General features: G+C 38.2%; 11 protein-coding genes. 1 reads left to right on the top strand and 10 read right to left on the bottom strand.

The annotated features are described in order from the left end of the window. Positions 1-576 precede the first annotated feature (576 nt). The 8 genes from ACQKMV_RS14215 to ACQKMV_RS14180 all read right to left on the bottom strand — a co-directional run bounded on the left by ACQKMV_RS14215 (position 577) and on the right by ACQKMV_RS14180 (position 10,055). Positions 577-858, bottom strand: a complete 282-nt coding sequence (locus ACQKMV_RS14215) for a GNAT family N-acetyltransferase (protein WP_427504723.1) — start codon at positions 856-858, stop codon at positions 577-579. 139 nt (positions 859-997) lie between these two features. After that, the gene (locus ACQKMV_RS14210; RefSeq protein ID WP_427504722.1) at positions 998-1,912 is read right to left on the bottom strand and encodes a DUF1002 domain-containing protein; all 915 of its coding nucleotides are present in this window, start codon (positions 1,910-1,912) and stop codon (positions 998-1,000) included. 175 nt (positions 1,913-2,087) lie between these two features. Next, positions 2,088-2,945, bottom strand: a complete 858-nt coding sequence (locus ACQKMV_RS14205; RefSeq protein WP_427504720.1) for a CvfB family protein — start codon at positions 2,943-2,945, stop codon at positions 2,088-2,090. Between the two features lie 123 nt (positions 2,946-3,068). Continuing rightward, the gene (gene mntR / locus ACQKMV_RS14200) at positions 3,069-3,488 is read right to left on the bottom strand and encodes a transcriptional regulator MntR (RefSeq protein ID WP_049663374.1); all 420 of its coding nucleotides are present in this window, start codon (positions 3,486-3,488) and stop codon (positions 3,069-3,071) included. A gap of 790 nt (positions 3,489-4,278) precedes the next feature. After that, positions 4,279-4,578 carry a late competence development ComFB family protein gene (locus ACQKMV_RS14195; RefSeq protein ID WP_427504719.1) on the bottom strand — a complete coding sequence of 100 codons (300 nt, stop codon included), beginning with the start codon at positions 4,576-4,578 and terminating at the stop codon, positions 4,279-4,281. A gap of 170 nt (positions 4,579-4,748) precedes the next feature. Next, positions 4,749-6,872 carry a heavy metal translocating P-type ATPase gene (locus ACQKMV_RS14190; protein ID WP_427504717.1) on the bottom strand — a complete coding sequence of 708 codons (2,124 nt, stop codon included), beginning with the start codon at positions 6,870-6,872 and terminating at the stop codon, positions 4,749-4,751. Beyond that, complete coding sequence (locus ACQKMV_RS14185) at positions 6,853-7,224, bottom strand: ArsR/SmtB family transcription factor (protein WP_427504715.1); 372 nt, start codon at positions 7,222-7,224, stop codon at positions 6,853-6,855. The genes ACQKMV_RS14190 and ACQKMV_RS14185 overlap by 20 nt, the downstream gene beginning before the upstream one ends. Before the next feature lie 467 nt (positions 7,225-7,691). After that, entirely contained in the window at positions 7,692-10,055 is a 2,364-nt protein-coding gene (locus ACQKMV_RS14180) for a penicillin acylase family protein (RefSeq protein WP_427504714.1), read from the bottom strand. A gap of 503 nt (positions 10,056-10,558) precedes the next feature. Here ACQKMV_RS14180 and ACQKMV_RS14175 point away from each other — a divergent pair. Further along, a complete protein-coding gene (locus tag ACQKMV_RS14175) occupies positions 10,559-10,717 on the top strand; it encodes a hypothetical protein (RefSeq protein ID WP_427504713.1) in 159 nt (52 codons plus the stop codon). Positions 10,718-10,742: 25 nt separating this feature from the next. Here ACQKMV_RS14175 and ACQKMV_RS14170 read toward each other — a convergent pair whose 3' ends face one another. Together ACQKMV_RS14170 and murB are read right to left on the bottom strand one after the other, a co-directional pair. Beyond that, the gene (locus tag ACQKMV_RS14170) at positions 10,743-11,498 is read right to left on the bottom strand and encodes an exodeoxyribonuclease III (RefSeq protein WP_427504711.1); all 756 of its coding nucleotides are present in this window, start codon (positions 11,496-11,498) and stop codon (positions 10,743-10,745) included. Between the two features lie 57 nt (positions 11,499-11,555). After that, positions 11,556-12,470: a UDP-N-acetylmuramate dehydrogenase gene (gene murB / locus ACQKMV_RS14165; RefSeq protein WP_427504709.1), complete on the bottom strand. Its 915-nt coding sequence runs from the start codon at positions 12,468-12,470 to the stop codon at positions 11,556-11,558. Positions 12,471-12,476 lie beyond the last annotated feature (6 nt).

Below are 12,476 nucleotides of genomic sequence, written 5' to 3'. Positions count from 1 at the left end.
CTATTTTTAGAGGACTAAACATAATTTTTATATACGTTACAGCATATATAAAAAGAAAGAATTCATCTATAACCCTTCGCCTCCATCATATAAACAAAATTCATAGTACGTCTGTTTTTTTCCAAGACATATAATGATCCTCCTACTAAAATTTATTGCACGTATCTATTTCTTACTTATCAGCAAAAGTTAGGAATAACATTTGATAAATGCCATTTATATAAGTTGATTTTGGTAAATCACGATATTTTTGTAACTATTTATGACTATAAAGGACAAGCAAAGGGAATTAATGAATTAATACTAATAATAGGAGTGTGTTTTTTATGAAAGATTTAGACTCAGTATATGATTGGATAGACATGGTTTCATTAGTAGGTGGAGCTGGCCTCTTAACAGCACTAATTTATAGTGTTTTACTGTAATGAGTAGCATAGATGATTTGCAGAAAATCAATTATGCCTCGACATCATTGCGTCCGAAGGCTTTAACTTCTTTCAGTAAATGTTTTACAAAACATTTACTAAAAAAAGTTAAAAGGCAATCCGCTTATCTAACACGCAGATTGCCTTATTTTTATTGTTTTACATCATCATAAACATTAGATTTTTCAAATGCTGCAACTACATACGAACAAACAGCTTCCATTTTATAACCTTGCTCACGTGCATAAGCGGCGGCATGATCTAACAATTTTTTGGCCATACCTTGGCCACGGAGCTTATCTGATACATATGTGTGATCCATTACCATTACTTGGCCATCTTGCTGCCATGTAATTTCCGCTAATCTTTCCCCATCTTGCTCATAGACAAAAGCCTGCTTATTTCCTGTTAGCTGTTGTAATTGAAATTCCATTTCTCACCACTCCTTTTTATCATAGTAACATAGCTATTTACATTTTTACAAAGATGGTGGGTAGCACGAAAAAAATAAAAAAATCCGCTCACTTTCCTCTAACAATCAGGAGAAAGTGTTGCAGATTCTTTTCTATGAATTAATTAAACCATGATGCAATTGTATCCTTTAAATTAGCAAAGAAATTTTTCACACTCGCCCAGAATCCTGTATCTTCCATTAGTGATCCGAATTTTTCTTTAATCGTACTGCTAATATCATCTAATTGTTTAGACCATTTACTAAAATCAATATCTAATTTACTAATTTTGTTCATCAAATCAACTAACAATTGACGGTCCTTGTCACTTAAATTAATTTCAAGCTTGTTTAATTGCTCTTGCACAATCTTTTCAACCTCTTCTTTAGTTGCTGGCTTTGATTCTGCAATTTGTTTTTTGATTTCTGTTAGTAATTCTGCAACCTTAGCATCGTCTACGCCTGCCGATTGCGTAAGAGTAGTTGCTACTGATAGTTCGTCATTTGCAACATCTGTACGATCAGTATCAAGCTTTTCACCTGTTGTTACTTCGTAAGCTTTGTATATTCCAACAAGCGCTGAATGACCTGTTACTGCTTTAGGCGCCGCCACCTGTACTGTTGCATCTTCAATTCCTGCAGTTAGCATGGCATTCGCATACATTTCAGAAGTAACCTGTGTAATATTTGACGGCGTAACAATTTCAATAACTAAGCCTTCTCCTGCATTCTTGCGCGTAATTTTAGCAGAAGAATACATACGAGAGCTTGAATTACTATCTTTAATATATTTAGCTAAGTCTTGACCTGAAACTGTAATTTCTTCAACTTCAGGCTCTTCGTTCACTTTTAATGACTTTTTAACTGACTCTTTTTCAGCCTCAGATAAGTTTGCACCATATACGACGATCGGTACCCCTAGTTTTTCATCAATTGCTTTAGGTGGCGTATTATCAGCTGCAAAACCTGTTGCTGGTGCCATCACGCCAAATACTAACATAGTCGCTGTTAATATTTTCATCCACTTTTTTTTCAAATTGTGTGACCCCTCTCGTTAGAAAACTCATTTGGCCTGTATAAATTATTCCATTATACAGTAATTAGTACGAAAAAAAGACGAGAAAGTTTCAATGTTGTCTCTCGTCATTTCTTTTATTCTGGCAGTAGACACCACTCTTTAGAATCTCAATCTATTCGTGGCTTCTCATGCCCTAAATTTCCTCTGTCCAACCGTCCTGCTGTTTCACCTTACCAGCTTTCATAAGTGTACCTAAAGCTCGTTTAAATGCACCTTTACTCATTTTAAACATTTCTTGAACTTCATCAGGTGAGGATTTATCGCCAAACGGCATTTTGCCCCCTACCTCTTGTAGATAATTTAAAATTTTTTGTGCATCACCTGAAATGCGCTCATGCTTACGTGGTAAAAGTGAACCATTCATTGAACCATCTTCTTTTACATCAATAATACGAACAACTACGTCTTGTCCAAGACGAGGCTCTGCAACAAGCTCTGATTGATGGACAAAAATACGGTAAGGATTATCTACACCTAATAAAAATGAGCCAACTGGTAATAAACGATATGGACGTGCATTAATGTTTTTATTGTGCATTTCTTCAAATGCACCTTCATACAATTCCGAAATTTTTTCTTCAGTTGCTAAACGTCCAAATAAATCACCATTGCGGTCTGTGCGTAATGTCATAAATAAATGGTCACCCGGTGCTGGCCAAAGCTCTGTTATTGCAGGTAAATCTTCCGCTTTTACTAGCACCTCACGTGAAGTACCGATATCTACAAAAGCCCCTTCACGCTCGACTACTTTTAGGACACGAGCCCAACCGTATTCACCTTGTACGAAAGATGGGATAGCAGTCGTAGCCGCTAAATCACCACGACGATCTGCAAATAAAAATACTTCAAGGCGATCACCTACTGCAAGTGGCTCTGTTACCTCTGAAGCATTTAAAGGTAGTTCGTCAACTCCATTTGTTAAGATCCATTTCGATGTTTGTTGCTCCAATACAGTTAACGTAACAACTTCACCTGATTTTAATTCGTTCATATTGTCTTCCTTTCCCTCATACCATCATTTTCGCAAAAAACTTATCAATTATGCCTCGGCATAATTGCGTCCGGAGGCATTAACTTCTATAGCTGTCGCTACAAAAACATCTGTGAAACCAAGTTAGAAATTATGATGTGTTTTAGATGCCTCTAGTTTTTTCGCGATGTCCGGATTTTCTTCCATTACCTGCACAAGATCCGCAATTCGATCGATTGAATTCCAACTTAAATGATGTTCAATTCCTTCTACATCATCGTAAATTCGCTCTTCATCTACACCAATGATTCGCAAAAATTGCTCTAGAAGCTCATGACGCTGTACAAGACGTTTTCCAAGCTTTTCTCCTCTAGGTGTCAATGTAAGGCCACGGTATTTTTCATAAACTAAATAACCATCTTTATCTAATTTTTGAACCATTTTTGTAACAGAAGAAGGAAGAACAGATAATGCTTCAGCAATGTCAGACACACGAGCATACCCTTTATTAGTGATTAATAAATATATTTGTTCGATATGGTCCTCCATACTAGGTGTTGGCATATCCTATTCCCTCTCTTTCCTTTTCTTACTCTCTAGTTTACTACAAGCTTGCCTTAAAAGTTAACTGAAAATACATATGCCAGAAAAACAACACATGTGCACCCTAAAAAGAACCAACTTCATATGTTGGCCCCCATGTAGTTGAAAATTTATGTCAATGAAATTGAGGTATCTCTAAATAAAGTATTGTCTTCGGCAAACCGAGGGGTTGATTTCCGTTCCGACTGGGCGCTTTGCCGCTGACGCTTCGCTTTCGCGCAGAGCAGAGCTTCCTGGGGGCGTCCGATGAGCCGCTTCACTCGCGTTGCTCGCTCCAGGGTCTCATCTGTGACGCTAATCCCCAAGGAGTCGCCCAGTCTCCACTACAATCAACCAATTCACTTAGCGTGTATCTTCTGGTATGACACTCTAATTTATAATGATAAAACGAAACTTCAGCAACAAATGTTTTATGTGCGAAAGTGTAGCGGCAGCAACATCAGATGTACAAACTCGTCAATGTTATAAGTCTATTCAGTTCAAATATAATGAGTAGCCAAAGCGTTCACTTTTGAAATGCATAAAATTTATAATAGCTCCACACTATTGTTGATTGAAGTGGAAGGCTACTCGACTCCCGTGGGAAAGCGAGACAGGCGAGACCCTGCACGGAGCGAATGTTTTCCGTGCGAAAGCGAAGCGACAGCAACAAAGCGAGTATCCTGGAACGGAAACCACCCTCATTTAATGCATCACATCATTCACTAAGATTTCCTTGACCATTTGTTTTTAAAAACATGAAAAGCCAACTTCATATAGAAGTTGGCTCCGTCTTATGTCGAGGATACTTATTTACCACATGCAATGCATGAATAATCTCTTTATTGATTCGTTCGATATTTTCAGGAGTATTCATCACTTTAAATGCCTCATCTCGGGATTCCATAGATGTAACATACTTACTAGGCAATGCATTCAGTGTAAGTGCCACTGCGTCAAGTTCACAGACTTCACATTTACAAAATGTTTGATATTCCGGTCCTCGTAGTAGAAAACTTACTAAACCACGCACAATTTCCTCTGTAACATTTACTAAAATAGGATCTGACATTTCAAACCTTCGCCTCGTTTATATTTAATTGTTACATTATTCCTGAAACCATAATAGCGTTAACAAAGTTTTTTTTCAAGAATCACTAGTAGCATCTATTCCAATAAATATCACTAGCTCCTTAGAGTGATTATTTTCCTACAAGCTTCCACCGGATTATATCTTATTCACTATTTCTTAGTTTTGATTAATCGTAATGAGTTAAGCACAACTAGTAATGTAGCACCCATATCTGCAAAGATTGCAATCCATAATGTTAGCCATCCTGGGATAACGAGTAACAGGGCAACTAATTTTAGGGCTAGGGCAAATATAATGTTCTCTTTAATGATGCGTAATGTTTTTCTACTTAAGCCAATTGTATAAGGAAGCTTCGTTAAATCATCACCCATTAATGCGATATCCGCAGTTTCCAGTGCTGCATCAGTGCCCGCACCTCCCATTGCAATACCAACATTGGCTGAGGCAAGTGCAGGTGCATCATTGACACCATCTCCTACCATTGCCACTGCGCCAAACTGTTCACGTAATTCTTTAATAGCCATTAATTTTTCTGCTGGTAATAAACTTGCCCTTACATCTGTCATATTTAAAGAAGTTGCAATTGCCTGTGCTGTTGGCTCTGCATCACCCGTTAGCATAACTTTATGCTTCACTTTTAGACCATTTAATTTATTCAGGACATCTTTACTTTCTTGTCGTAATTGATCAGCAATACCAATCATCCCAATAAACTGATCATTACTAACAGCTGCTACAACTGTTTTACCCTGTTGTTGAAGTTTTTTAACCTGTTCTTTTATCATTTCATCAACAGTCGTTAATGTAGCAATCCATTTCAAGCTCCCTACATAGATTGTTTGACCATCTACCGTTGCATAGGCACCCTTGCCTGTTACAGATTGAAAGTCTGTTGGTATAAGCTCTGTTAAATTTTTATTATGCAATGCCTGTAAAATAGCTTTTGCTAATGGATGTTGCGATTGTTTTTCAACTGCTGCTACTAGCTGTAAAACATAATCCTCAGACATCTCTTTCGATGTAAAAATATCTGTTACAGCAGGTTGACCTTTTGTCAGTGTACCTGTCTTATCAAATGCTATTGCTTCAATATGACCAAGCTGCTCTAAATGAATACCGCCTTTAATAAGAACACCCTGTCTAGCTGCATTCCCAATGGCTGTAACAATAGCAACAGGAGTAGAAACGACTAGTGCACATGGACAACCTACAACAAGGACTGCTAATCCTTGATAAATCCAATGTTGCCAATCACCTATGAATAAAGGTGGTATAACCGCTACAAGTAAAGCAATAATCATAATTGCAGGTGTGTAGTATTTCGCAAAGCGATCAACGAACTGCTGTGAAGGTGCTTTTTCTGCCTGCGCTTCTTCAACAAGATGAATGATTTTTGCAATTGTTGTGTCCTCTACTCGCTTTGTCACACGAACCTCTAGAGCACCTTCTTCATTCAGAGTCCCCGCAAATACTTCGTCATCGATTGTTTTACTAACCGGAATTGATTCACCTGTAATCGCCGCCTGATTCACCGCTGACAATCCACTGACTACAATTCCGTCCATAGCAATTTTCTGACCTGGTTTAACAATTAAAATATCACCAATCTCAATTTCCTCCGTTGGCAACTCCATCTCATGGAAATGCTCACCATGTGCACGTTTTATCGTTGCTGTAGGTGGAGCTATATCCATTAGCTGACGAATCGATTGACGCGCCTTATCCATTGAATATGCTTCAAGCGCTTCACTTACTGCGAATAAAAAGACAACAACGGCTGCTTCTTCCCATTCTCCTATAATGGCTGCACCTATTACTGCAATGGTCATCAGCGTCTTCATATCAAATTCAAAGCGTGCTAGATTGCGGAAGCCTGTTTTAAAAATTCCAATCCCCCCAACTAGAATCGCGATAATAAACATCCCGATAGTTAGCGGATCAGTTTCACTACGCATTGCTCCAAACACATATCCAAGCACTACGAATAACAAAGAGATTCCAGCTAATATATTTTCTGTTTTTCGATAAAAAGGTGTTGATTTTTCAATTGTTCTTGCAGTTGATTGGGATACTTTTATGCCGTCGAAGGCACCTGCTTCTTCAAGTTGATCAATGTCAATGTTACCAACGACTGTTATTTTAGAAGCACCAAAATTCACTTGTGCTTCCTGGACCTCTGGAATAGCCTTTACATTTTTTTCGAACTTTGCTGCACAGCTGGCACAGGATAAGTTTTGTAGCCTATATTCTTGTTTAGTTGGTATCGCTGCCATTTCCAATCCCCTCTTTCACATGTTCGTAGGCAACCGTTACAATTTGATACACATGCTCATCAGCTAAAGAGTAGTACATTTGCTTTCCTTTGCGATATGACTTCGCTAAATTATTATCTTTCAAATAACGTAAATGATGCGATGCTGTTGCTACTGACGATCCGATAATGGAGGCAACATCGCAAACACACAATTCATCCTCGACCGTTAAGGAATACGCAATTTTAAGTCTTGTTTCATCAGATAATGCCTTTAAAAATTTTGCTACCCCTGATAGATCTGGCATTTGTCGTTGTATCTTAATGACCGCTTCTTCATTGACTTGTGTTATTTCGCATACTTCTTTTGGCATTTCCTCACCTCATTCAAATGTTCGTTTGATTGTTTTCACTATAACATAATATTCCATCATATTCAAACAAATATTTGAATGTAAATGATTTATATCACAAATTTAAAAATTACTTTATTTAAATTGCTAACACATAAATATAAAAGTAAAAAAGCTATCACTTCAATGTGATAGCTTTGGCATATTGTTGTGATAAAGAAATTATGGTGACATATTAAACAAAGTGGAGTTTAATAAGGCATGCTAAGAGGTTGATTGGAGTGGAGACTGAGCGACTCCTTGAGGATCAGCGATTTAGCAGGAACGAAGGCTAAAACCATCACGTCCTGTGATAACGCCTTCGTGACCAACATCGGTTCTGCGGCAGCGATAAAAGCGCTCAGTCGGAACGGAAATCAACCCCTCGCTTTGCTGAAAAACCATGTTTTCTTAATATAAAACCCTATAGATTCTTATAGCATCTCTTCCTACTGTGCTTTTAATAACAACGTTTTACCTTTAATATCTTCTTTTCTCACAAACGTTTGATGATAATCTCCATTAGCCCAATCCATTACTTGATCTTGATACCAAGCAGATTTTACATGTCCGCTCTGTCCAGGACCAACGATATGATAGGCTGAGCTTAAATCACCAACATCTACAACAAATCGCCATGACGCTCCGTGATTAACGTTTCCAGCTAGATCATTATCAGCAGCCTGAACAGTAACCTTCGAACCACCAATAGGAACCTTCTTAGCATTAAAGTATGCCGCAAGAATTGGCGAAGCTTTACCTAATGTATGATCAAAGGTAAGTTGATGGAAGTTACCCCATTTCCATTTCGATACGTTTTTACCGAATTGATCTTCTATTTGGTCAACAGTGAGTTCTAACGCCTTGTAAACTGTTACATCGACTCCACCCTGCTCCTCAATCCATATGCTCTTCTTACCTTCATAAGCTGTACGTAAAAGCTGGTCTGTAATATTAAATTTCCCATACATTAATTCATACATATCTTCTGGCATCTGATCCTTAAATAACACTTCCTGTAACTTTTCCATTAATGTATGGAACACTAATGGCGCCCCCGAATCCTTTGCATCTACCATATCCCAATTCTCTAATAATTTAATAACATCCTTATATTTCCCATCCTGATCTTGTGCTTTTATCGATGTTAATAAGTATGGTAAAAACTCACGGGCATACAGGTTATGCTGATCCATTTGTAAATTCATCATGTCTTCCACAGTTAAAGAATCATTGGCCTTTAGAACTTCCTTAATCCGTTCAAAACGATACGGCTGTGCCCAGAAATCTGTTATATGATAAGGATATTCTTCCCCAATAACTTCATTATTCGCTGTTGCAATAAAGCCTTCATCTGGGTTTACTACAGTCGGTAGCTCATTCCAGGGGATAAAACCGTCCCACCCATATTCACTAGAATCACCTGGTACTGGTAATTGCCCGTCTCCTTGTTTTCGAATCGGAATTTGACCATTCGCTTTATAAGCAATCGTGCCATCCTTTGATGCAAAAACAAAGTTTTGAGCTGGTGCCTTAAAATCCTCTAACGCTTTGTCAAATTCATTCCAGGATTTTGCCTTATTAAAGCCTAGTACAGCACGTAGCTCTGTCGTTGATTGCAGTGCCGTCCACTGCATCGAAAATTGTGCTGTAGGCTTAGTATCTTTAAAAGCTAAATCTGTCATGATTGGACCATGACGTGTGACAACGACTTCAAAATCTACCGTTTCTCCGTCCTTCACCTTAATCGGTTCATCACGTACCTCCGCTTGCTCCCATTTGCCATCATAGCGGAACTGCGTTGGATTATTCGGATTTGGTATTTCAATATATAAATCCTGTACATCAGGTCCAACATTCGTTACCCCCCATGCAATGTTATCGTTGTGGCCTAAAATAATACCTGGAATACCTGCAAAGATTACGCCACTAACATTTTGCTCAGGCGATTGTAGGTGCATTTGATACCAAATTGAAGGTGTACTTAATCCTAAATGTGGATCATCCGCTAAAATTGGAGTTCCATTTTTGGTTTTACTCCCTGATACGACCCAGTTATTACTGCCGTTAAATTCATTGGGTAGCAGGTTTGCATTAAATTGCCCTGCTACGGCTACCGGATTTTCTTTATTTGCCTCGAGAATGGATGAAGCGTTTTTAGGATATTTTATAAATAATTCTTTAGCTTTTTCTTCATCAAAGTTTTGTAAAGCCCAATGACGGAACGCAAGCGTATTCCAATTACCTCCTAAGTCATAGGCCATATATTTACCAATAGTAAGAGAGTCTACAATGGACCACTCTTCTGGTTCGTAACCTAGTAATGCAAATTCGTAGCTTAATGTATTATTTTTTTTGGCTTGCGCAATAAAAGCATTGACGCCATCCGCAAACCACTCAAGTACCTGCCTACTTTCTGCATCATAGGTAGATAGTGATTTTTCAGCTGCATCTCGCAAACTAAATGTTCGGAAATGTTTATCAGTATTAATAGTTGCCTCACCGATTATTTCCGATAAACGACCACTAGCTTGTCTTCGCGCTAAATCCATTTGGAACAGTCGATCTTGTGCTTGAACATAGCCTTGTGCACGATATAAATCTGCATCTGTCTTAGCAAAAATATGAGGGATACCTTTATCATCCCTTGTAACAGTTACATCCTGATCTAGCACGCTCACTGAAAGCTCTCCTTCAATTACTGGTTTTGATTTATTCATATACCATGTAAATCCGATAAATGCGACAATAGCTACTATAGCTAAAAATCCCGCTATAGCCAGTAACCACTTTTTCCATGTAAACTTTCTCATATCTCGACCCCCTTTTTGCAATATATTCTTTTATTCGCATGCAAATCCTTTTAAAAGGGTTGAAATTTAGTTTAATGGGTTGTAAAAACATTGCTTATAAAAAACAAAAAATCGTATTTCCTTATAGAAAATACGATTTTTTATGGTGTTGAAAAACTATTGTCATATTAAAGAGGCTCTTTGTGAATGTTATAGATAAGGATGGTTTCCATTCCAGGCTAATAGCTTCCCTGCGAACGCACTTCCTCTACCTATGCTTCCATTACATTTCACTTTCGTACAAAATATTTATGTTGCAAAAGTTTCGTACTATCACTAAAAATTAGACAATCGTGCCAGAAGATAAAAGATATGTGAAGAGGTTGATTGGAGTGGAGGCTGGGCGACTCCTCGGGGAACAGCGAAAAAAAGGAACGAAGGCTAAAACCATCACATCCTGTGATAACGCCTTCGTGACCAACATCGTGTTGGCCCGAGACCCTGCAGCGGAGCGGATGTTTTCTGTGCGAAAGCGTAGTGCTAACGTAGCGGCAGCAATAAAAGCGGCTCATCGGACGCCCCCAGGAAGCTCTGCTCTGTGCGAAAGCGAAGCGACAGCAACAACAAAGCGCCCAGCCGGAACGGAAATCAACCCCTCGTTTTGCCGAGGAGCCATACTTTAATTGATCATTTTATTGTTCATAAATCTTAGTTATTAAGCTGTAATTCAATTGGACAATGATCACTGCCCATAATTTGTGAATGAATACTTGCCACATTAATTTTGTTCTTTAGTCTTTCTGAAACAATAAAGTAGTCAATACGCCATCCAATATTACGCTCGCGTACTTTATTCATATAAGACCACCATGTATAGTGGTCTGGTGTATCTGGATACATGTAGCGGAATGAATCTACAAAACCACTTGCCAATAGGTCCGTCATCTTTACACGTTCTTCATATGTAAAACCTGAATTACCAACATTAGACTTCGCATTTTTCAAATCAATTTCCATATGAGCGACATTTAAATCGCCACAGTAAACTATAGGTTTCTTAGAATCTAGCTCTTTTAAATATAGCGCTAATCGATCCTCCCACTCTAAACGAAGGGGTAATCTAGCTAAATCACGCTGTGAATTTGGGGTATAAACATTCACTAAGTAAAAATCTTCATACTCAAGTGTAATAATTCTCCCCTCTTCCTGTGATTCATCCTCACCAACTCCATAACGTACTGAAAGTGGGGTATGTTTTGTAAAAATGGCTGTACCTGAATAACCTTTCTTCTGTGCATAATTCCAATATTGCTCATATCCCTCAAGTGAAATATTCACTTGTTCAGCCTGACACTTTGTTTCTTGAATACAGAAAAAATCTGCATCTACATGATTGAAGAAATCTAAAAATCCTTTACCTAAGCACGCTCGAATTCCATTAACATTCCATGATATAAACTTCATTTTCTGTTTCACTCCTCAATAAAAACGCCCTCCACCATTAGTGAAGGGCGTAATATCCTATAAGTCGTCACCAACGATTTTTACTTCTGTTTCTAAATCGATGCCAAACTTTTCTTTAACTACTCGTTGTACCATTTGGATTGTTGCAATATAGTCAGTAGCCGTTGCATTACCTTTATTAACAATAAAGCCTGCATGCTTCGTTGATACCTCTGCATCACCTACGCCTTTTCCTTGTAAGCCACTATCTTGAATAAGCTTGCCAGCAAAGTGACCTGGTGGGCGCTTAAAAACACTCCCTGCAGATGGGTATTCTAACGGCTGCTTAGATTCACGCTGAAACGTTAAATCAGCAATTTTTGCATCAATTTCTTCCTGTACACCTTTTGCTAATTGAAATTCGGATGATAATACATAATATCCCTTTTTGGCAATAATACTTTGACGATAACTAAGTTCAAGCTCATCTTTCGATAATACTAAAATTTCGCCTTCTTTTGTTAACACTTTCGAAGAAATAATAATATCCTTAATTTCACCGCCATATGCACCTGCATTCATTGCCATAGCTCCACCAACTGAGCCAGGGATACCACATGCAAATTCAAAACCTGTTAAAGATGCTGCCGCAGCCAGTTTCGATACATCCTTAATAAGTGCACCGCTTTGCGAGTAAACATGGTCACCATTAATGTGAATCTCATCTAAAAATGAAAATGTAACAACGATCCCTCGATGACCGCCATCACGAACGACCATATTAGATCCATTACCTAACATTAATAAAGGTATATTATTCTTATGGGCATAGCGAATAACCGTTACTGCCTCTTCCTCTGTTTCAACGAGAACAAAAACATCCGCTTTGCCACCTAATTTTGTCATAGTATATTGCTGTAATGATTCATCTAACTTAATATTGGCTGGATTAATGCTCTTTGCTAAATCCTCCGCCCATTGTTCTTTTGTCATGAGAGC

It is taken from the genome of Lysinibacillus sp. NPDC094403 (genome assembly GCF_050278745.1).
Taxonomy (GTDB): Bacteria; Bacillota; Bacilli; order Bacillales_A; family Planococcaceae; genus Lysinibacillus.
The sequence above is the reverse complement of the archived record's forward strand: the minus strand, read 5'-3'. Positions and strand labels throughout refer to the sequence as shown.

What these genes read in the sequence shown, in the direction of transcription:
- ACQKMV_RS14215 (WP_427504723.1), bottom strand. Translation starts at nt 858, where the DNA reads ATGGAATTTCAATTACAACAGCTAACAGGAAATAAGCAGGCTTTTGTC.
- ACQKMV_RS14205 (WP_427504720.1), bottom strand. Translation starts at nt 2,945, where the DNA reads ATGAACGAATTAAAATCAGGTGAAGTTGTTACGTTAACTGTATTGGAG.
- mntR (WP_049663374.1), bottom strand. Translation starts at nt 3,488, where the DNA reads ATGCCAACACCTAGTATGGAGGACCATATCGAACAAATATATTTATTA.
- ACQKMV_RS14195 (WP_427504719.1), bottom strand. Translation starts at nt 4,578, where the DNA reads ATGTCAGATCCTATTTTAGTAAATGTTACAGAGGAAATTGTGCGTGGT.
- ACQKMV_RS14190 (WP_427504717.1), bottom strand. Translation starts at nt 6,872, where the DNA reads ATGGCAGCGATACCAACTAAACAAGAATATAGGCTACAAAACTTATCC.
- ACQKMV_RS14185 (WP_427504715.1), bottom strand. Translation starts at nt 7,224, where the DNA reads ATGCCAAAAGAAGTATGCGAAATAACACAAGTCAATGAAGAAGCGGTC.
- ACQKMV_RS14180 (WP_427504714.1), bottom strand. Translation starts at nt 10,055, where the DNA reads ATGAGAAAGTTTACATGGAAAAAGTGGTTACTGGCTATAGCGGGATTT.
- ACQKMV_RS14170 (WP_427504711.1), bottom strand. Translation starts at nt 11,498, where the DNA reads ATGAAGTTTATATCATGGAATGTTAATGGAATTCGAGCGTGCTTAGGT.
- murB (WP_427504709.1), bottom strand. Translation starts at nt 12,470, where the DNA reads ATGACAAAAGAACAATGGGCGGAGGATTTAGCAAAGAGCATTAATCCA.